Raw genomic sequence first — 21,755 nt, 5'->3', positions numbered from 1 at the left:
GTCATGCGAACAGCCGACCCTGAGATTAGCTCTGCCGGAGCACGGCTCGGCGGATTGCTGCAATACCCCAATGCGTACGGTGCCGTAGTTGGCATGTACACATTGGAGCGGCTAGGCGCCGCCGCGCGCGTCATCGGCTGGCGACCACAGCAAGGCGTGCGGCCGTTGCCAGCCGTGCATCCGCCGCGCGCCGCGCAGCTCATCGCGGCTGCGGCGCCGCTGATGCCCGCGATCGCCGCGCTCCTGCTGAGCGAGTCGCGCGGCGCCTGGCTCGCAACCGGCTGCGCGGCCGGTTGCGCCTTCGCCCTACAGCGGCGCGCATACCGCCTGCCGCTGCTGCTGGCCACGGCCGCGCCTCTGGCGAGCGCGGCGTGGCTATATCGCCAGTTGGCTGCTGCCCAACTGGCGCCTGCACCTGTGCCCGGCCTGCTGGCACTGGCCGGGGCATGGGCAGCTGCGCTGCTCGGCACGCTGCTGCTGTGCCGGTTATGGCACGGCCGCGCGGGTTCGCGCGCAGCCGCCATAACGGCCACGGCGCTGGCGGCAGTTGCCGCAGCCGCGCTGGCCGTGACCTCCACCGCCGAGCGTCTCACGGCAGGTGTCGGCACAGGGCTGTCCCGCCTACGGATGTGGCAGGACGCCCTGAAGCTGTGGACCGAGGCCGCATGGCTTGGCCACGGGGGAGAGACCTGGCGCGGCATGTATCGCGCCATACAATCCTCGCCGTATGTCGGCGGCGAGGTTCACAGCGGCATCCTTGATCTTGCTCTGGATACTGGCATAATCGGACTAGTGCTCGTTGCGTTGTGGTTTATCTCTACACTACGCATCGCATGGCAAAATGCCACTCACCTGATTCCTTGCATCCTGGTTTTTGCTATTCATGGTGCAATCGACTTTGACTGGAGCTTCACGCTGCTGTGGATGATGTTTATCTGGCTTGGTGGCTGGGCATATGCCTTGCGATTTAATTTGCAACGAACGCTGGAAGCACAGCCATCTGTGCACCGTGCCAAAGGCAGTAACTTGGAACATAGTCCTGTTGTTTCACTGTTCGATTTTAGCACTAATCCAATTCCTTCAGGGCAGCGTGAATGGCGGAGATCGACACATGAGGAAGCTTATTCGCAAAAGGCACTCTCGGAATGCAGGTATGAAATAGGGGCTAGTGTACATAAGTATCAAGTGGTGGATATATGGACTAGATCCGGTTTGATTCTACTCACTGCGTTCTGTTGGATTGGCGGAACAGCTTGGCTTGCTGGGCAGCAGGTTGCAGCGGAGATGCATTATCGTCAAGTTGTACAATCACCGAATCTATCAGAGGAAGAAACATCGATACTTATTCAGGCCTACCGAGCGAATCCATACCGTCCGGATATCGCTATTTCGCTAGCTCGAATACTTCCTGCGGTTGATGGAGAGAAGATGCTGCGACAGAGCTTGTCCCATGTCCAATCCGATCCCAGAATGTATTTTGAAGTAGGAAGACTTGAAGCCCAATCGCTTAAGAGCGAACAAGCCATACATTACTTTAATGAGGCGATTGCATTGAATCGGTATGATTCAATGCTTCATTCCGAGGCTTTATATTGGATGGAGCAGATCGCGCGGCGAGAGTTGAAGGCAGGACAACTCGATCAAGCCAGGCACACTGCTGCGGCTGGAGTGCATATTGTTGAACATTATAGGCAGTTGGTTGAAGAGGTGGCGATAAATAATGATCGTAATGACCGCCACTTCGTGTTTCATCCAGAGGTGACCGCGTATGAAGCAAGCCTGCGCACAATAGCTACAATAGCTGCCAATACTTATTCCTCTAAAGATTTCAGTATCGATCGTTAACGATGTACACAGGTTCACCTAACCATGGATGAGAGAGGAGCAGAGAGAGGGCAGTAGAAAAGAAGCTGCTCCCGCTCTCTTGCTTCCACTTCTCTATAGACGATAACCACCAAACGCCTGTTGAAATGCACGCTGAAGAGGCTCTAGCTCTACGCTCCATAATGCAGCAAGCTCTGAGCTTACATCTGCGTTCCACCAATCACACAGTTTTTTGCGATTATCACGATTTTCCCCGATCCAGAGCAGATTGCCAATCACTTTACCGTAATATAGCTCTTCTGCTTGTTTCATCAGCTCCGGGGAAACATACAATTTAAGTCGTTTGGCTGTACGATATAGCTCCTTGCTACAAGCTCGCCGAATGCCTCTTGCCGAGGGCAGCTTCTGACCAGGCATGTTATGTTTTACCGGGGGAGTGCCGGGTGTGGTTTTGCTTGACATCTCATCACGCTCCTCTTCCGATACCATATGCGGAGTTCCTCTTACAGGACACAATCCCAGCCGGGCAATGTAGCAACGTCTACAGCCCTGTGATAAAATAAGGACGAACATCCATCGTGCGAACGGGCACTGCTAATCAGGATGAAGAAAGAGGGTTGAGATGGACGCTATTCATAATATAGTCAGCCAATTGTTCGATTGGATTCAAAGTCTTGGATACTTTGGAATCATGCTTGGATTAATGCTTGAGGTCATTCCGAGTGAAATTGTGCTGGCGTATGGAGGTTTTCTCGTATCACAGGGAAACATCAACTTTTTCGGTGCTATGATTTTCGGTACAGTGGGCGGTGTGATCGCACAGCTATTTATTTACTGGATCGGTCGTTATGGTGGCAGACCTGTACTTGAACGCTACGGGAAATACATACTCATCCAGAAAAAACATATTGACCATTCCGAAGAGTGGTTCCGCAGGTATGGTACAGGTGTCATTTTCACGGCGCGGTTTGTTCCGGTGGTAAGGCATGCAATCTCTATTCCGGCTGGCATCACGAAAATGCATACAGGAAAATTCATCTTGCTTACTACCCTCGCTGTTATACCTTGGAGTGCTTTGTTTATATATTTAGGGATGATTCTTGGAGATCAATGGGAACATATTGATGAGAAAGCGGCACCGTACATTATGCCGATTTTGCTTGTAGCACTGGCACTTATGATTATTTATGTACTAATTAAATGGATGAATGCTCGTAAAAAGAAGGGAAGTGTTGAGTAATGAGTAAACCTAACTTATCTCACAAATTCGGTAAAGGTCTGCCTCCGAAAGAATTTATTGAGAGTATGACCAAGAACCAAAGTGAATTTCAGGCCAACTATGATAGCTTTACTTGGGCTAGCGAAGAGGATCGTGAGTTTTTCGAAAGCCTTAACTTCCGTGACGATCTGCGTGTTCTGATTCTTGCTGCTGACTGGTGTGGCGATGTTGTACGTAATATCCCAGTTGTGTTTCAGGCTCTAGAAATCTCTGGTATACCGACAGAAGTGCTTATTATGGAGAATCACCCGGAAGTAATGGATGAATTCTTGACTATGGGTGGACGCTCTGTGCCGATCGTTATTTTTGCAGACACAGGTGGTCATGTGCTTGGTCAGTGGGGACCACGTCCACAGCATGTACAAGAAGTCATGGTTGAGTTCAAACGTCTCAATCCAGATCGTGAAGCGGCAGATTATCAGGATAATATCGCTGTGGCACGTCAGGAAATGGCTAAACGTTATGGGGAAGGGACGGAATCACATGCAGTTATCGTTAGCGAGCTGCGTGAACTGATTTCGGGTTATTGATTCGATATGTTGAAGATTCGTACGTTTACACTCGGCCCGCTACAGACCAACGCTTATCTTGTGCAGGGGGAGGATCCGGGCAAAGCAGTCATCATCGACCCAGGAATGAACCCGAGTGCACTGGTGAAGGCGATTCAGGATCTGGAGATTGAAGCAATTTTGTTGACGCATGCTCATTTTGATCATATGGGTGGTGTAGACGAAATCCGCAAATTGAAGGGTTGTCCTGTTTACTTGCACGATTTGGAGAGCGAATGGTTGTCATCTCCGAAGTTAAATGGGTCGATGAACTGGCCACAAGCAACACCGCCGCTTTCGACAGATCCTGCCGAATATGCGATGGACGAGGGACAGAAACTGAACTTTATCGGTCATACATTCAACGTATTCCATACTCCAGGTCATTCACCTGGTAGTGTGAGCTTGTTGTGTGGTGAAGATCTATTTGCTGGAGATGTTCTATTCCGTATGGGTGTAGGAAGAACCGATCTAACAGGTGGACGTGAACGCGATCTGATCGATTCGATCCAGAATAAGCTGTACACCTTTGGCGATGAAGTTAGAGTGCACCCTGGTCATGGACCAAAAACAACCATCGGATATGAGAAGCAGAATAATCCTTACGTATCCGCAAGGTAATTCGACAAGCTTATGGGCGAATGATAACAATCTGTCATTTTGATGAGAAGAAAGTCTGGACAAGTGACATTTTTTTCATTAGAATAGCAATTAGTTGTTACAAGCTGTACAGCATCATCTAACTGAAGCGTTAATCAGAAATACCCAACCTTGCGAAGCACGCAGACTGTGGTCTATACCCGGTTTGCGTTCTTTTTTTGTTTATAGACATTTTATCACTGCAATTCAGTAGAAATTAGGAAGTAGAGATTGTTTAGAATGATGATGAAGATAGCAAATAGGAGATCATGAGAGTGAGGAATCTAGAAGTGGAGAAAACAAGAGTTATTCCAATGGCACAAAGTTTCAAGTATCCGGTCATTGAAGAGAGCTGTCGTATAATAGAAAGTGGAAAAAGAGAAGTAGGAACCGAACAAGATTTAATACATAATCCTAGCGTGAATAATGAAGAGTTGAAGTCTGAGCAGAATATATGGATAAGCCATGTGTTAAGAAACAAAGCGCATAACCAACCGTGGTTTGACAAGTTGCAAGATTACAGGAATCCAGTCTGATTGCCCGGGAAATTGTCAGGTTTAAATTTTAATGGAGTTTTTTGAGGTGAATTGCGGTTAGACAATGTCATTTTGCTTCTCTTTGAGTCTAACGTGGTCGATTAAGTAAGAATTGAAGAATAGTTGATGGAGTTGGATTTTCAAGCTCAGATGCTTGTAGCCAGGGGATTCGATACGATTGCTTGACTTACTGCTGGAAATGAATGAGGTATGGAATACACTACTCTTAATTAACCTGTTCATGCTATAATCACTTTTCATTTAGTTTGTATGTAAGTTGTGTAGTCAAAACAATAAAGTTTTATCATGTGGACTCTGGTCACTGGATCAATTGAGCCTTGCGATAATGGGCAGAACACGGCAACAATCGTTTAAGGAATGACCTTCCAAAAAGATTTTGCACAAATATGTTGTATAATTCTAGTATTCCTAGACATCGCTATTCTTTTCTAGTAGACTATACAAATAATTAAAAGTTAGACTACCAGGAGGTTAGACGATGCTACGTTTAGGAGAGAAGGTTGTCATCGTCGCGGATGCGTTTGAGCAGAATCTTCCTGTGGGGGAATATGGATTCATCATCGCTTATGACCGGAATCCGGACAATGCGTTCGATTACGTGCTTCGAGTGCCGCAAATGAACCGGAACTTTTTTGTTCCAGCCGGTGACGTTGATCTGGAAGAGGTTCTGCTGAAGCAAGAAGCTGAGCGGGTCGAGCGAGAAGCGTTGATAGATTACGCCCTTGCGACACACAATGAGAAGCTGTTTCATCATCTGATGAACGGAGATTTTCAAGCTGTGGAAGAGGAAGAGGAAACCGCGGACGAAGTGATGTCACAGGCGGATTTTATAAAGCAGGTTAATCTGCGAGCATGGATTTAGAGAGTCGGCTGATGCCGACTCTTTTTTATTTTCTAATATAATGATCAATTTGATAAATCTTTAGCTACTTTAAGCAGAACTTGATATAGATCGGACTCATCAATAAATTGATATCTATTTATATAATGTTCAGAATCGGTTCAGAGATATTTGATAGAATATCTTCCGTTGAAGAAGGGTAATCCCTATCAATCTTACGTAGGTGAGAGAGGAAGATATGAATATGAGAAGGATTCATCAGAATGGTAAGAAATTCATTATGATGTTGTTGGCTTGTGTAGTCATTTTGGGAGGCGTTCCAATCTTTCCGACATGGGTTGCAGACCAGGCATATGCTTCTGTTGATGAAGAATGGACATCGCTCGGGAATGCTGGTTTTTCTGAAGGAGAAGCTTCTGCTCCCAAGCTGGCGATGGATCAATCAGGTAATACATATGTGGCTTATACGGATTTAGGTGACAGTTTCAAAGCTACGGTGATGAAGTATAGTGTCTCCGATGGCTGGCAGCTTGTTGGTGAGAGAGGTTTATCGAGCGGTTCAGCAATTGGAATTACGCTTGTACTAGATCAACAAGGTACTCCGTATATCGGATTTCAGGATAATAATGCGGATGGTAAAGCAACAGTTATGAGATATAATGTGGTCGATGATGGGTGGGAACCGGTAGGACAAGCTGGTTTTACACCAAATAGTGCGAACTATCCTTCGCTTGCGCTGGATCAGGCGGGCAATCCTTATGTTGCTTTTAAAGACGGTGTTAGTGGAAAGGCATCAGTAATGGCATATAACAGCGATTTGATGAGATGGGATTTGGTCGGAACAGCCGATTTCTCCCCAGACGTGAATAGCTCTGTGTCATTGGTGCTTGATCAAGCAGGAACACCATATGTAGCTTTTCAGGATAGTTCCTCCAATACGACGGTTATGAGATATAGCGCTGATACTTGGGAATTGGTAGGACAAGCGGGCATCTCACCAGGATATACTTCTTCACCATCGCTTGCACTGAATTCTTCAGGTAGGCCATATATCGCATTTAGTGACGATACATCTAAATTGACAGTAATGAGATTCAAGAGTGAGACAGAAAGCTGGGAAACCGTTGGTGAATCGGGGTTCTCTCCAGGTTCCATTGCTTCACCGTCAATTGTAGTAGATCAGATGGGTGTAACTTATGTTGCCTTTAAGGATGGTGCAAACGGTCATAAAGTAACCGTTATGAGTTATAGCCAAAATGGTTGGCAGTATGTAGGACAAGCTGGTTTCTCAGCAGATGTGGTAGCTACGCCTGCACTTGCACTAGATCCTCAATATGGCAAACCCTATGTGGTTTATCAGGATACATCTGAGCAATCCAAAGCAACCGTGATGCGTTTTGGATCTAAACCCCTGTACACCATCACTTACGATGGAAATGGAGCTCAGACAGGCAGTGCACCCATCGATAATCAGCAATACCATGAACAAGCAGGTGTAACTGTTCAAGACAACACAGGCGCTTTGGAAAAAGCGGGATATACATTTACTGGCTGGAATACAGCAAGTGATGGAAGTGGAACGAGCTATGAGGCTGGCGATCCGTTAATCATGGGTTCTTCCAACGTAACACTATATGCGATTTGGACACCGTCTTCTTCTGGGGGTACAGATAACCCGGATCTGGAGGAGGATAAATGGAATATTCTTGGTCAAGCAGGCTTCTCAGAAGCAATAGCTTCAGACCAGGATATTACCGTTGATGGGAATGGTACGCCATATGTTATATATTCGGATAGTGCTAAAGACTATAGAGCGACTGTAATGAAATATACCAAAGATAACGGATGGATTGCAGTAGGCGAACCAGGCTTTACTCAGAGTTTTACATCCAAAAACAAAATAGCAATTGACCAGAATGGAACAATATATGTTGCTTATAGTGATGGCAATCGTATTGGCAGTGCCACCGTCATGAAGTACACGGAGCATGATGGCTGGGAGGTTGTTGGATCACCGGGTTTCACTCAGAATAGTTTAAGGACTCTTGATTTGAAACTCGATCTAAATGGTGTGCCTTATGTTGCACCTAATACGGGTTATGATCTTAAGGTGATGAAATATAATGACGAATCGGATCAATGGGAGTACATCGGTAACCCGGGCTACGACCTGGCAGCCGCGGCGGGCGGAACACTATCTATAAGTCCAAACGGTACTCTGTATGCTGCATACAGTGATACTAATGCAGGCTTCAAATTATCCGTAACGAAATACAACGAAGCCGATGATTCATGGTCGTTGGTTGGTGAACGTGCATTTTCTCATACGGATGTAGCTGAAATTGCGCTCGCAGTGGATCAGAACGAAACGGTGTACGCAGGCTATACAGATCCACGAGGTGGACTTAAACCAACCGTAATGAAATTTGATGATTCGGGCATATGGAAAAATGTTGGAGAGCCTAATTTTTCAGAGCACCAAGCCAATTATTTTTCAATGGTGCTTGATCAAGAAGGAAATCCGTATGTAACGTTTATGGACTTTGCCAATATGAACAAAGCAACGGTTATGAAGTATAGCGAGGTTAACGGTTGGGAAGCGTTAGGGGGAGCTGGAGTCTCAGAAGGAATTGCAATGGATACCAGACTGGCGATTAACAAAGATGGAGCCCTTTACCTTGCGTTTAGAGAAGGAATTAGTGCACCCAAATCAACAGTGATGTCTTATGTTCCATCTAAGAGCTATCAAATTCGGTATGACAGTAACGGGGCTATATCAGGAAGTGTACCTTTAGATGACCAGATGTATAAGTCACAATCGCAGGTGACCATTTTGGGTAACACAGGCAATCTAGTGAAGACAGGACATACTTTTGCAGGATGGAATACGGCTGCCGATGGTAGTGGACATAACTATGGTGCAGGGGATATTCTGCTCGTAGGAAAATCTAACGTTATCTTGTACGCGAAGTGGACTGCTTCGAATAATGGTGGATCTGGAGGCTCCGGTGGATCTGGAGGTTCTGGCGGATCATCCGATGGAGGAAGTGGTACGACTCCGGGTAGTGGTAGCAATTCTGGAGGTTCTGGAAACGCAGCGACAGGTGCATCACCATCTGGCGGAGGAGCATCATCTTCTGGTGAGGGTGCAACCAACTCGGGTGTCACGATCTTAGTAAATGGAAAGCCGGAAACAGTTGGAACCTTGAGCAAAACTCAATTGAATGGGCAGAATGTGTTGACTTTGACCGTTGATGAGCAAGCTGTTATGCAAAAATTGCAGGCAGAAGGCAAGGGAGCCATAGTGACCCTTCCTGTGCAAAGCGGCGATAAAGACCAGGTTAACGGTGAACTGACTGGAAGATTAGTGAAGTTCATGGCAGATCAAGAAGCTGTATTTGTGCTACAGACAGATGCGGCTACGTATTCCTTGCCTTCGCGTTTGGTGGATATTAGTATGCTAGCCCAACAACTTGGCGTGGATAACCATCTTGAGGATATGATTCTTCATTTGCAAATTTCCCCTGCTTCAGCAGATAGCGTATCCGAAGTGGAGGAAGCAGGACGTGTAAACGGCTTTAGCTTGATTGGTTCGCTGTTGGAATTCAATATCACGGCCACATATGAGGGTAAATCTGTGAGTGTAGACCAATTTAACGAGTATGTGGAACGAGCAATAAAACTAACTAGTGAGATCGATTCCATGCAGGTGACGACAGGAGTAGTTGTTGAGAAGGATGGCAGCATACGTCATGTACCAACCAAGATTTCGAATATTAACGGTGTGAACTATGCGAAGATCAATAGTTTGACCAATAGTGTATATGGTCTGGTCTGGAATCCACGAACTTTCACGGATGTTGCGGGACACTGGGCAGAAGCAGAAGTAAACGATATGGGCTCACGTATGGTTATTCGTGGAGTAACGGATACAATATTTAACCCAGATGAGCGTATTACACGTGCTGAATTCACGGCTGTTCTGGTAAGAGCGTTGGGGCTGCCAAGCAATACAGCTAATGACCAGTTTAGCGATGTGAGTCCAAGTGATTGGTATGCAGGTGTAATTAGCGCTGCGGCTGATTATGGTCTTATCGATGGTTACACAGACGGTGGGTTCCATCCTGCACAGGATATCACTCGTGAGGAAGCGATGATGATAATTCATCGGACGATGAAAATCACTGGCTTGGATCGTAAGCTGGATATAAATGCAAGCCAAGATTTTTCACGGTTTACCGATATGAATCAAGTGTCCGATTGGGCCAAAGAAGCGGTGGACATCAGTCTACAATCTGGAGTTGTATCTGGTCGAAGTAACGAGAACATTTCTCCGAAATCTATGATTACTCGGGCAGAGACAGCTGTGCTTGTTCGACGGCTGTTGCAGCAATCAGGTCTTATTTAATAAGGTAATTCCAAAAGTCCAACCTTTTTTTGAACACGCACTAGTATTAATTCTAAACAGGTTGGTAACCAAGGGCAGTGCGTTTAGCGCTGCCTTTTTGGCAGTTATGAACAAGAACGAATATTGGATAGTATGGAGAACAGGTCATTTGCATTGAATTGTCGAACTATCTCCCCTATAATAAAAAAAGTTATCTTGGGACTTTAGCCCGTTAAACGAGCGATTCGTTTTAGGCGGTTTCGGGAAGTTGAACGAAATGAAGGAGGCCATCCGAAAATGAGTATTTCAAACAATGACGTTCAGCATGTGGCCAAGCTGGCTAGGCTCAATCTGACCTCGGATGAAGAGCAGATGCTGACAGGACAGTTGAACGCGATTTTAAAATATGCAGAGAAGCTGAATGAGCTGAACACAGACGATATTGCACCTACCAGTCACGTTCTGCACGTAAGCAACGTGATGCGTGAAGATGAGACAAAAGAAAGTTTGTCAATCGAACAGGTCATGCACAATGCACCGGATGAAGAAGAAGGCCAATTCAAAGTGCCTGCTGTAATGGAATAACCGATAACCGGAAGGAGGACGAACATCGTGAGTTTATTTGAACAATCGTTGCCGGAGATACATAACAAGCTGCACGCCAAGGAATTGTCGGTCAGCGATCTCGTGAATCAGGCATATGAGAACATTGGTGTACGTGAAGATAAGGTAAGGGCATATTTGGCATTGGATGAGGAACGCGCTCGTACCCGTGCACGTCAGCTGGATGACCGTCTCGTTAGTGGAGAGGAGAAAGGTCTGCTCTTTGGATTGCCAGTAGGGATCAAGGACAATATCGTTACGAACGGATTGCGTACGACATGTGCTAGCCAATTTCTGAGTAATTTCGACCCGGTGTATGATGCAACGGTTGTGGAGAAACTTAGAGCGGCAGATACTGTGACGATCGGTAAATTGAACATGGATGAATTCGCTATGGGCGGATCAAATGAAAATTCAAGCTTCTATCCTGTTCGTAATCCATGGGCACTGGATCGTGTACCTGGTGGATCGAGCGGTGGGTCGGCAGCAGCTGTTGCAGCCGGCGAGGCATATTTCACCCTTGGATCAGATACAGGTGGTTCAATTAGACAGCCGGCTTCGTATTGCGGTGTAGTCGGTCTGAAGCCAACGTATGGCTTAGTATCTCGATTTGGTCTGGTAGCTTTTGCATCGTCATTGGATCAGATCGGCCCATTGACCAAAAATGTCGAAGATTCTGCTTATGTTCTGCAAGCTATTGCTGGTTATGATGCCAAAGATTCGACATCTGCCAAAGTCGACATTCCTGATTATTTGAGCGGTCTTACTGGTGATGTCAAAGGTCTTCGCATTGCTGTTCCGAAGGAATACATCGGTGAAGGTGTTGATCCAGCGGTTAAAGATAAGGTTATGGAGGCACTCAAGGTATTGGAAGGACTTGGAGCAACTTGGGAAGAAGTATCACTCCCGCATACCGAATATGCAGTTGCTACCTATTACTTGCTCTCTTCCTCCGAAGCTTCATCGAACCTTGCTCGGTTTGATGGTGTTCGTTATGGTGTGCGTGCAGAGAATCCTGAAAATCTGCTCGATCTGTATCATCAGTCCCGTAGTCAGGGCTTTGGACCAGAGGTGAAACGACGCATCATGCTGGGTACGTATGCGCTTAGCTCCGGATACTATGATGCTTATTACCTGAAAGCACAGAAAGTACGTACATTGATCAAGCAAGATTTCGACAATGTATTTGCTAAATATGATGTGATTATCGGACCAACTGCTCCAACAACCGCGTTCAAACTAGGTTCTCAAGTGGACGATCCACTGACAATGTACCTTAATGATATTCTGACGATTCCGGTCAGTCTTGCTGGTGTACCTGCAGTTAGCATTCCATGTGGCTTCTCAGATGGACTTCCTGTTGGGTTGCAGATTATTGGTAAAGCCTTTGATGAAACAACCGTACTGCGTGTAGCGCATGCGTTTGAACAAAATACGGAATTCCACAAGCAGCGTCCGCAGCTGTAGACTGCCCGGAACGGAGGAATATAGAAATGTCCGCATCTAAATATGAAACGGTCGTTGGACTTGAGGTCCACGTCGAGTTGCACACGAACTCCAAAATTTTCTGCGGTTGCTCCACAGCCTTTGGAGCACCGCCTAATACGCATACTTGCCCTGTCTGTCTCGGACACCCAGGTGTATTGCCGGTATTGAATCGTCAAGCAGTTGATTACGCGATGAAAGCGGCAATGGCTCTGAACTGTACGATTGCTGATGTCAGTAAATTTGACCGTAAAAACTACTTCTACCCGGATTCTCCAAAAGCGTACCAGATCTCCCAATTTGATCAGCCTATTGGTGAGAACGGTTGGATTGATATCGAAGTGAATGGTGAAACGAAACGGATCGGCATTACACGTCTCCATTTGGAGGAAGATGCAGGTAAGCTGACTCACGTTGATGGCGGCTATGCGTCATTGGTGGACTTCAACCGTGTAGGAACACCGCTTGTCGAGATTGTCTCTGAACCAGAGATTTCTTCACCTGAAGAAGCTCGTGCTTATCTTGAGAAGCTGCGTGCAATTATGCAGTACTGTGAAGTGTCTGACGTGAAGATGGAAGAAGGTTCGCTTCGTTGTGATGCCAACATCAGTTTGCGTCTACATGGACAAGAGAAGCTGGGTACACGGGCTGAGCTCAAAAACATGAACTCCTTCCGTGGTGTTCAGCGTGGTTTGGAATATGAACAATTCCGTCAAGCTGAGATCCTGGATGATGGCGGTGAAGTGGTGCAAGAGACTCGTCGTTGGGACGAGGCTCAAGGCAAAACACTAACGATGCGTGGCAAAGAACAAGCGCATGACTATCGTTATTTCCCAGATCCAGATCTAGTTAACCTGCATATTGATGATGCTTGGAAAGAGCGGATTAGAGCTTCAATTCCTGAGCTTCCAGACCAGCGTAAAGCTCGCTATACTGCGGATTATGGGCTGCCAAGTTATGATGCTGAGGTCATTACTTCATCCAAAGCGATTGCAGATCTTTTTGAAGATAGCTTGAAATACACACAAGATGCCAAAACGGTATCCAACTGGATCATGGGTGAATTGCTCGCTCACTTGAACACCAGTAACTTAGAGTTGTCTCAGGTTCCACTGACAGGACAAGGTCTTGGTGAGATGATTGGACTGCTTGAGAAGGGCACAATTAGCAGCAAGATTGCCAAAACAGTATTCAAAGAAATGCTGGAAAGTGGCAAACTTCCACAACAAATCGTAGAAGAGAAAGGTCTTGTCCAAATTAGTGACGAGGGAGCTATTCTTACGATTGTTGAGCAGGTTGTTGCAAACAACCCTCAATCCGTTGAGGATTACAAGGCTGGTAAACAAAAAGCCATCGGTTTCTTGGTTGGTCAGGTTATGAAAGAAAGTAAGGGGAAAGCCAATCCAGGCTTAGCCAATAAACTACTGACAGACGTACTGAACCGCTAATCCAGCCGGTGAGACCGGATCGAAAGAGGCTCGTCCCTGTGACAGCCTCTTTTTTGTAAAAAATATACTAAGGATAACGACGATAGAAGCATGTTCTATCTATGGAGTATCCATGTACATGTTTTTTACAGCTGGACACCTTATTCACAAGGGTTTACTTAGATTACGCAGGAGGGAGATGAAGAAAAGTGCATATCCAAGCATTGGCACTGGACGATATGGAGACCGTGAGCCAGCTTTGGCGGCTTCAGCATGTGGCATATCGCTTAGAAGCTGAAATCATCGGATTTCAAGAGATTCCTCCTCTGATGGATACGATCGAGACACTCCAGAACTGTGGGGAGACGTTTTATGGTTGCATAGATGCTGATGGTGAGCTTCTCGGAGCTGTCGCAGTTGCTAAAGAAGAGGAAGATACGTTGACGATCACACGAATGATGGTGCATCCGGATCATTTTCGTCAAGGAATCGCTGCTACATTAATGTCTCATGTGTTTGAGCAGTATCCCCATGTGCCTCGATATATCGTGTCTACAGGTACTTTGAACCAGCCCGCAGTGAATCTGTACACTAAATTCGGCTTCAACCCCGTAGAGACTGTCCAAATTGCACCTGGCGTGGAGCTAACGACGTTTCATAAGAGATAGTCTCATCTCAGCCACCCTAGGTATGAAACATTAATTAGGGAATAAATATTAGATATTAACGATTAAAGCTGTTAACAACTTGGAGGGGGAACACCGGCTTTGGGTAATCCTTGGTTTATTGATGAGTGGCATATTTTGTTAAGGTTATTACTTGCGATGTTATTGGGAGGGCTTGTAGGATTAGAACGAGAACGTTCGAATCATGCGGCTGGTTTGCGTACGCATATCTTGGTATGTCTTGGCTCTGCACTAATTATGATGTTATCTGTTTATGGATTTAAAGATTTTGCAAATGAATTAAATGTACGGATCGATCCGGCGCGTCTAGCGACGGCGGTTATTACGGGTGTCGGATTTCTAGGAGCGGGTACGATTCTTTTTACCGGAAAATCAATCACTGGTTTAACGACTGCAGCATCAATCTGGGTGGTTGCAGCCATTGGGCTTGCCGCAGGCGCAGGATTCTTTTTTGCATCGATCGTATCCACAGTTTTAGTTCTGCTTAATCTTTGGGTGTTTAACAAGTTGGAGTTAAGGTACATTCGGGGCAACAAGCTTCATGTCGTCACACTTCATACGTTATCTGAACCCGGCTTTCTGGAGCAGATCTCTGCCTTTTTGGAACATGAGAAGATCAAAATACGCAAAATTACAGTAAATGAACAAGATTTGGCTTTTGCTGAAGTAATCTCAGTCGAGCGTAAAATTGAAGTTGTACTGCATGTCCATGTACCGCATGATTATAGTACAGTACAGCTTGTATCCAAATTGAGACAACGAGAGCATATTACCAAGGTATCTGTAGAATAAATGAATTGAACCCTCCCCAGGCCAGTAGTGGCGGAGGGTTTTTGCTTGTATCCATTTTTCTTCCAGTTACTCTTCTGTCGCTTTAGGGTACTATCTAACCAAATGCACGAGAACGTGAGCATCATTTTTTGAGGAAAGGGGCATGTCATGGTAAGCAAGAAGCAACCCAAACCCGTTCGGAATCGAACACATAAATTCCTCGCGGGGTTATTAAGTGCGATTATTCCTGGCATGGGGCATATCTATTTGCGCCTGTATATGAGAGGTCTTACGTTTATGCTGCTCATTCTACTGGACTTGTCGGCGCTTTTGTATTTCTCGTCGATTGGCATACAGATTAATGTACCACTGTTGATCCTTCTGGCTTTGTTCATCCCGATTATTTATTTCTACAATGTGTATGATGTCTTACAATCTGCAGACTGGGTTATGATGCGCAGGCGTAGAGTAAGTGTGCTTGGGGGTTCGGACAAGCCTGAAACGAATGAGCGTGCTGCAGGAGAGGCGCTTATGGTCTGGGAGAGAGGGGTATCATTTGGATTGTTGCTCATTGTAGGAGGAGCACTTATGGTACTTTTCTTCCGTAAGCCTCGTTGGTTCCAAGAGATTTTGGCGCTGTATGGGGGATATGTGTTTGCAGTTTTATTAATTATAGGTGGCCTAATTTTATTCGGTCGTGAAATATGGGTTATGCTGCGTAAAACGAAAGTATAGATGACGTTATTTTAGGAGGGGAAACGATGAACCGTAAAATCCGAGTGGGTCGCTATACGGCTGCCTCCTTAATCATAACAGTTGGTATTTTATTGATAATGGATAAGCAGTGGGGAACCGACTACTTCTATGAAATCGTGGATTGGTGGCCATTGCTGCTCATTGCATTTGGTTTTGAGTGCATCCTATTATTTCTTTGGTATCTTCGCAAGAGAAAGACCTTAAACGAGGAAGTAAAGGGCGAGAAGGTGAAAATGCGTTTTAGACCTGATGCAAAAGGCATTCTGGCCTCTCTTGTGCTTACCGCTTCTGTGTTTATTGTGACAGAGCAGGATCACTACATGCATTTATGGAACAGGGTGAGTCTTAATCTCGGAGCTGCATCAATGGACTATAGCCAAGCTGCTGGATACATGCAAGATAAAGGAACCATACGTGTGCCAGTAGAGATGGAGACGTCGGATATAGTCGTTCAGGGCGTGAATGGAGATATTGCCGTTCAGCGCGGAGACACTGACGAAATTGAAGTTCGTACGGTTGTCTGGGTGGACAATGCTTCAGAGGTACAGGCTAAAGCTGTAGCAGATGCTTCTTTTGTTGAGACAGAAGGCACGAAGGTTATTTATGTCAGAGCTACGGGCAAGACTTATGGAGAAAATGAAAAAACACAGCCACGTATGAATATGACCATTACTGTCCCTGACGACCGTCGTTTCAATCTGGATATTCGTACATCCAATGGAGCGATCTTATTAAATCGTCCTGAAGCGATTAGCACGATTTTGGCTGAGACGGGAAACGGGCGTATTCGAATTACGAATGCGGTTGGCGATATTTCTGGTAAAACGCTTAATGGTGATGTGATTATAGCTAATGCAATCGGCAATGTTGATTTGGACAGTAATCGTGGAGATATGAAAGCCCGCGGGATATCTGGAGATGTGGATCTAACCACACAAGTTGGCAGCATCAGTATTACCGATTCTGTTGGTGAGTTTACGGCGGAGACTAGGAACGGAAATATCACCCTAGACAATGCGAATCTGGGAATCAGAGCTCAATCGTTAAATGGAAGCATTAGTATTACTTCGACCAAGATAGGCGGCGATTGGGAAGTGTACAGTGCGGTCGGCGCAATTAATATATTGATACCAAATTTAGGTGACTATAAATTGAATGGTTCCAGCAGCTATGGCGACCTAGTAACAGATTTGCCGTTTACAGTGCGGAACAAAACGATTGAAGGTCAATTAGGCGAAGGGGAATATACGGTCAAAGTTGAAGGAAACAGCGATCTAACGATTAATGAGAATCCTGAAGTCATGACACCCAGTGTAGATGCACAAGATGTAGATAACACAGGGGATGACGTGGAACAGGTGAATGAGAATGAACAAAATTCCCAGGACAATCCACCGGAAGTTCCGTGACTGCCGCGTTGACAACAAACTTGTAGTCGCCGTACAATAACTATCATAAGGTAAGGTGACACGGTAGGATAGACGGTTGGCCGTTGTTCCTGCCTAAGATCAAACTCTGAATGACGTTACATGGTAATGTGATCTCCCTTCAGAGAACGAAAGGTAAGGCGGTGGGTTTTATGGCAACACGTGTCCAACATGCGTTGGAGCATCTGAAAACGACCGGTGTCCGTATTACACCCCAGCGTCATGCCATATTGAATTATCTGATGGAATCTATGGGGCATCCAACAGCCGATGAAATTTACCGTGCGCTTGAACCCCAATTTCCCAGTATGAGCGTGGCGACTGTATATAACAATTTGAAGATGTTTTTGGAAGCCGGCATGGTTCGGGAATTAACATACGGAGACAACTCAAGTCGCTTCGATGCCAATGTCACGGATCATTATCATGTGATATGTGATCAATGCGGCAAGATCGAAGATTTCAGCTATCCTTCTTTAAAAAGCGTGGAGCTGCAGGCGGAGACAAGTACTGGATTTGAAGTACATGGTCATCGACTGGAAGTGTACGGTGTATGTAAAAGTTGCAGGACTTAAGAGAGTTGAATTACAATATTAACGTGCGGAATTCGGTTGAATTCTTCACGTTTTTTGTTTTTAAGGCGATTAGATGATGTTATGTATGCATAGTGACTAAGATTCAGCATGAATAACGGAGGTAGACTGTTGAGTAGAAAAAACAGATATACACGACAGAAACGTCGCTCGTTCTGGCCTGGTTTACTTGGGGCTTGTATCGTTGCGGGCGCTGCGTACTGGCTCATTACGAGTGTATGGCTTAATCCAACCTATGAGGAACCCGATTGGATTGGGATGAAGCAACCTATTTTTGTAGAAGGACAGCGTATGGAGGGGCAGGCTTCAGGTACAGGCAACGAACTCAAGTTACCTGTCAGCGTTTTGCAGGACGTAATTGATCCAGGCATTCGTTATGAAGCGGCTACAGGTGATATTATTATTGCTTCGCCTCAACGAGTGCTGCATATGAAGGTAGGTAGTACACAAGCAGAATTGAATCATAAAGACTTTCCGATGTCGGTAGAGCCGGAGATAGTGGGGGATGAAGCTTACATTCCGCTTAAACCTCTGAAGGAAGTCTATGGCATAGCGATACAAGAAGATTCAACAACCGGTGCAGTTCTACTCATGCGCGGGGGAGATACGATTCAATATGCCACAGTGAATACCGGCTCAACCAAAGCAGATAAGACGGTTCCACTCTACAAGCAAGGGGAAGAACGTTCTCCTATTATTGCGGATATGCTGCAAGACGACCGGGTACGGGTATGGCAGACGGGGGATGAACAAAGTTTTGTACAGCTCGACAATGGGTATGCCGGTTACATGGACAATAAAAATATCACCCTCACTGAGCAAAAGGAGCTGGACAAGCCCCAGTTCACACTTACCGAAGCCGAGAAGAAGTGGCAGAGTAAGCCTGTAAACTTGGTTTGGGAGGCCGTGTATAATCGGCAACCAGATATTGCGTCCATTGGCAAGTTGCCAGGAGTGAATGTAGTTAGTCCAACCTGGTTCCACATTACAGATGGCCAAGGCAGCCTGAGAAGCAAAGCAGACAAAAGCTATGTGAACTGGGCTCACCGCTCTGGTATGGAAGTATGGGGACTGATGGACAATAGTTTTGATCCGGATATTACGAAGGAAGCAATGGCATCGTATGAGACACGGACACATATTATTGAGCAGATGTTGACATATGCGCAGACCTATCAGCTAGATGGGATCAATATTGATTTTGAGAATGTCTATACGGATGACGGTCCTAACATAACTCAATTTGTGCGTGAAATTAAAGCGATGGCACGTATTCATGGTTTGATGCTCTCTGTTGATGTGACACCAAAATCCAACAGTGAGATGTGGTCGGCTTTTCTAGATCGTCGTTCGTTAGGTGCTTTCGCAGACTATATTGTTGTGATGGCTTATGATGAACACTGGGCTGCAAGTCCAAAGGCGGGATCAGTAGCATCACTGCCATGGACAGAGGCATCTATGCGTCGTATTTTAGAAGAAGACGAAGTGCCTGCCAATAAACTAATTATGGCTGTGCCGTTATACACACGGATATGGACTGAAGAGAAGAATGAACAGGGAGAAGTCAAGGTTTCTTCGAAGGCAGTAGGTATGAATACTGTTACAGATCTGATTAAGGAAAAGAAATTAAAGCCTGTGCTGGATCAAGCCAGTGGACAGAACTATGTGGAATATGAGGAAGATGGCGCAACGAAGAAAATATGGATAGAAGACGCTGTGTCGCTCCAGGCACGTGTAGATCTGATTGATTCGCTGGAACTGGGCGGCGTTGCTGCGTGGAATCGCAGTTTTGCAAACGCCTCTGCATGGGAAGTATTGAAACAAGCTGGTTATGGCAAATGAACTTATTTTAATTTATCATCGGTACACAATTAAGAACCTAATGAACAACGCAATAAGATTATAATCTTCGTTTCGTTAATCCCATTGTTGAATTCAAAAAGGCCCGGAGTGATTATTCCGGGTCTTTTTGTTATTGAAATCTTGTGGGCACTAACAACGGTCGCGAATGAGGGGTATCTAAGGAGTTGAGTTTATCTTTCTCGTCTGTTTAATTCCTAGTCTGTACTCGAAGGAGAAGGCGCTTTCAGTTGTGGGGCAATTGTATTGGCCTGTGTGGGATCTAGGGTGAGGATGGTATGACAGAACATGCAACGATCCGTCTTACCTAGCATTTTGGTTAACTTGCCGCACTCTGGACAATCAACTTGCACAGCGCTCGTTGACAGCATCCCTGCCCAAAAGTAGATCGCCAAACTAGCTAGCATAGCAACTAGCCCAATAACGAGTCCTACAGCAGCAAATACCTTGCCAGCATGTCCCCAGAATACAATTCCGGCCGTACCCAGGACCATTAGACCCATACCTAGCATGGTGAGCAACAGTCCCCAAGTGCGAAAAGCATTAATTTTAGCTGATTTAAAAATCATGAAAAATGCTCCTAACGTATGAGTAGTATCGTACCTGGAAAAGAAGGAAACTTCAGCCTGCTTGTAGAATTATATTATAACTGACTTGGCGCATATCTGCCATGAATTGTATGGAGGGACTCGTGGAATTAAAGAACCTAGCCTTTTTATCCGGACAGTCGGAAGAGACGGGAGCAGTTGGGGCTATCGCTTATTCCCACCCAGGAGAGCGATTCCACGGCTCCCTGATTCAGGATTTCGAATTGCTTGTACTTATTATATGTGAATCAGATGAGGTTGCATCTAAGGTAGGGCACTATAAATATGGTGATCTGCGTTATCAGATCATGTATGCAAGTCGACACGAGCTGCGAAGCAGTGTGATCACTGGTGACAATGACAACATGATGCAATGCCTTATAGAAGGAGAGATCATCTGGGAAGTTGACGGTGCCATAAGTGCCCTGCGAGATGAGCTGTCTACGTTTAGCCAAGAATTGAGAGAGCAGAAGCTTCTGCATGAATTTGCTAGCTTTCTTAGAATGTATGTGGAGTCGAAACGCTACATTCAGGAAGGGCATGTGGTGGATGCATATTACAATGTACTTGAGGCTCTAGGGAACTGGGCTAGAATCGTATTAATCGAACAGGGAATATACCCGGATCATGCTGTTTGGACACATGTACAGAGCTTGGATCGGGCATTATGGAAGCTATATCAGGAGCTTACCGTCAGCTCAGAGACACTGGAGCAACGTGTGGAGCTTGTTCTACTAGCTTGCGAGTTTTCTGTCATGTCTAAAATGAGTGAAAGCTCGGGATTGCTACTACGTGTGCTTGGTAGCCGGAAAGAACCTTGGAGTATGGACGAACTTGTTCATCATCCTCAATTAAGGTTTGTAGCCAAAGATCTTCCACTTGTCCTGCGTAAGCTGGTTTTCCGTTCATTAGTGAAGGAATCACCTGGCTGGCCTTCCTTGATCGGGGGAGAAGGGCGCGAGATCCGCTACTGGATCGAGAGTTAAATGACTGCTGCACTCTACAGTTTAACTGTGTAAAAAGAGGAGGGGAAACCTTCCTTTTTTGTTTGTTTAATAATTTATAAAAAAATGTTGACTCTTAATTATGATTTATGATACATTATATTTCGTTCCTCAAACGCAGAATGTTGTAACAAACAGTCAAATTCTGCTGGAGAACATCGAGAACAAAACGCTTCAAAAAAAGAAATAAAAAAAGTTCTTGACGAAAATAACTGAAATGTGTTACATTATAAAAGTCGCCGCTGAAAACGTAGTTGACACAAAAATGAGTAACATGATTCAAGTTTGATCTTTGAAAACTGAACAACGAGTGAGTAACGATCTTGCTTGCAAGATCGACGCTAAGAAATTGGCACATGTCTTCGGACTGGATGATTTCGAAGCACAAATGAGATTTTTAATCTCGTCAGATTCAAAATGAGCTAATCGCTCTTTTCAATACTTTATTGGAGAGTTTGATCCTGGCTCAGGACGAACGCTG

General features: G+C 45.5%; 19 protein-coding genes. 17 read left to right on the top strand and 2 right to left on the bottom strand.

Going from position 1 to position 21,755, the window contains the following annotated elements:
• The first annotated feature begins 387 nt into the window (after window positions 1-387).
• Window positions 388-1,845 (top strand): O-antigen ligase family protein, encoded by a 1,458-nt coding sequence (locus M3636_RS24785; protein ID WP_353056314.1) that lies wholly within the window; start codon window positions 388-390, stop codon window positions 1,843-1,845.
• Between the two features lie 93 nt (window positions 1,846-1,938).
• Here M3636_RS24785 and M3636_RS24780 read toward each other — a convergent pair whose 3' ends face one another.
• Entirely contained in the window at window positions 1,939-2,286 is a 348-nt protein-coding gene (locus M3636_RS24780; RefSeq protein WP_082560313.1) for a dehydrogenase, read from the bottom strand.
• 160 nt (window positions 2,287-2,446) lie between these two features.
• On the opposite strand from M3636_RS24780, the gene uptA reads away from it, so the two are divergent.
• From uptA to M3636_RS24705, 15 genes are all read left to right on the top strand, one after another.
• Window positions 2,447-3,064: an undecaprenyl phosphate transporter UptA gene (gene uptA / locus M3636_RS24775; protein WP_128103549.1), complete on the top strand. Its 618-nt coding sequence runs from the start codon at window positions 2,447-2,449 to the stop codon at window positions 3,062-3,064.
• Window positions 3,064-3,633, top strand: coding sequence for a thioredoxin family protein (locus tag M3636_RS24770; RefSeq protein ID WP_128103548.1), 570 nt, complete (start codon window positions 3,064-3,066; stop codon window positions 3,631-3,633). Before uptA ends, M3636_RS24770 begins: the two co-directional genes overlap by 1 nt.
• Before the next feature lie 6 nt (window positions 3,634-3,639).
• Window positions 3,640-4,272: an MBL fold metallo-hydrolase gene (locus M3636_RS24765; RefSeq protein WP_251384344.1), complete on the top strand. Its 633-nt coding sequence runs from the start codon at window positions 3,640-3,642 to the stop codon at window positions 4,270-4,272.
• A 293-nt stretch (window positions 4,273-4,565) separates the two neighbouring features.
• Entirely contained in the window at window positions 4,566-4,826 is a 261-nt protein-coding gene (locus tag M3636_RS24760) for a hypothetical protein (RefSeq protein ID WP_128103547.1), read from the top strand.
• Window positions 4,827-5,325: 499 nt separating this feature from the next.
• Window positions 5,326-5,709: a hypothetical protein gene (locus M3636_RS24755; protein WP_056693448.1), complete on the top strand. Its 384-nt coding sequence runs from the start codon at window positions 5,326-5,328 to the stop codon at window positions 5,707-5,709.
• Between the two features lie 223 nt (window positions 5,710-5,932).
• The gene (locus M3636_RS24750) at window positions 5,933-10,096 is read left to right on the top strand and encodes an S-layer homology domain-containing protein (protein ID WP_251384343.1); all 4,164 of its coding nucleotides are present in this window, start codon (window positions 5,933-5,935) and stop codon (window positions 10,094-10,096) included.
• 276 nt (window positions 10,097-10,372) lie between these two features.
• Window positions 10,373-10,660, top strand: a complete 288-nt coding sequence (gatC, locus tag M3636_RS24745) for an Asp-tRNA(Asn)/Glu-tRNA(Gln) amidotransferase subunit GatC (protein WP_128103545.1) — start codon at window positions 10,373-10,375, stop codon at window positions 10,658-10,660.
• Between the two features lie 27 nt (window positions 10,661-10,687).
• Window positions 10,688-12,145: an Asp-tRNA(Asn)/Glu-tRNA(Gln) amidotransferase subunit GatA gene (gene gatA / locus M3636_RS24740; RefSeq protein ID WP_128103544.1), complete on the top strand. Its 1,458-nt coding sequence runs from the start codon at window positions 10,688-10,690 to the stop codon at window positions 12,143-12,145.
• Window positions 12,146-12,171: 26 nt separating this feature from the next.
• Entirely contained in the window at window positions 12,172-13,611 is a 1,440-nt protein-coding gene (gene gatB, locus M3636_RS24735) for an Asp-tRNA(Asn)/Glu-tRNA(Gln) amidotransferase subunit GatB (protein ID WP_251384342.1), read from the top strand.
• A gap of 218 nt (window positions 13,612-13,829) precedes the next feature.
• Window positions 13,830-14,258 (top strand): GNAT family N-acetyltransferase, encoded by a 429-nt coding sequence (locus M3636_RS24730; RefSeq protein WP_186323562.1) that lies wholly within the window; start codon window positions 13,830-13,832, stop codon window positions 14,256-14,258.
• Between the two features lie 99 nt (window positions 14,259-14,357).
• Entirely contained in the window at window positions 14,358-15,068 is a 711-nt protein-coding gene (locus tag M3636_RS24725) for an MgtC/SapB family protein (RefSeq protein WP_128103541.1), read from the top strand.
• 147 nt (window positions 15,069-15,215) lie between these two features.
• Entirely contained in the window at window positions 15,216-15,782 is a 567-nt protein-coding gene (locus M3636_RS24720) for a hypothetical protein (RefSeq protein ID WP_128103540.1), read from the top strand.
• Window positions 15,783-15,808: 26 nt separating this feature from the next.
• Window positions 15,809-17,212 (top strand): DUF4097 family beta strand repeat-containing protein, encoded by a 1,404-nt coding sequence (locus M3636_RS24715; protein ID WP_251384340.1) that lies wholly within the window; start codon window positions 15,809-15,811, stop codon window positions 17,210-17,212.
• A gap of 170 nt (window positions 17,213-17,382) precedes the next feature.
• Entirely contained in the window at window positions 17,383-17,805 is a 423-nt protein-coding gene (perR, locus tag M3636_RS24710; protein ID WP_056693464.1) for a peroxide-responsive transcriptional repressor PerR, read from the top strand.
• Between the two features lie 108 nt (window positions 17,806-17,913).
• Entirely contained in the window at window positions 17,914-19,665 is a 1,752-nt protein-coding gene (locus tag M3636_RS24705) for a glycosyl hydrolase family 18 protein (RefSeq protein ID WP_483311543.1), read from the top strand.
• Between the two features lie 215 nt (window positions 19,666-19,880).
• On the opposite strand, the gene M3636_RS24700 is transcribed toward M3636_RS24705, so the two are convergent.
• Entirely contained in the window at window positions 19,881-20,252 is a 372-nt protein-coding gene (locus M3636_RS24700; protein WP_128103538.1) for a DUF2614 family zinc ribbon-containing protein, read from the bottom strand.
• A 122-nt stretch (window positions 20,253-20,374) separates the two neighbouring features.
• Here M3636_RS24700 and M3636_RS24695 point away from each other — a divergent pair, with 122 nt between their 5' ends.
• On the top strand, window positions 20,375-21,256 hold the full coding sequence (locus tag M3636_RS24695; RefSeq protein ID WP_251384338.1) for a nucleotidyltransferase-like protein: 882 nt from the start codon (window positions 20,375-20,377) through the stop codon (window positions 21,254-21,256).
• Window positions 21,257-21,755: the final 499 nt, after the last annotated feature.

This window comes from Paenibacillus sp. MER 99-2 (assembly GCF_023714095.1).
Classification (GTDB): domain Bacteria; phylum Bacillota; class Bacilli; order Paenibacillales; family Paenibacillaceae; genus Paenibacillus.
Note: the sequence above shows the minus strand (reverse complement) of the source record. Positions and strands in the feature narration are given on the sequence as shown.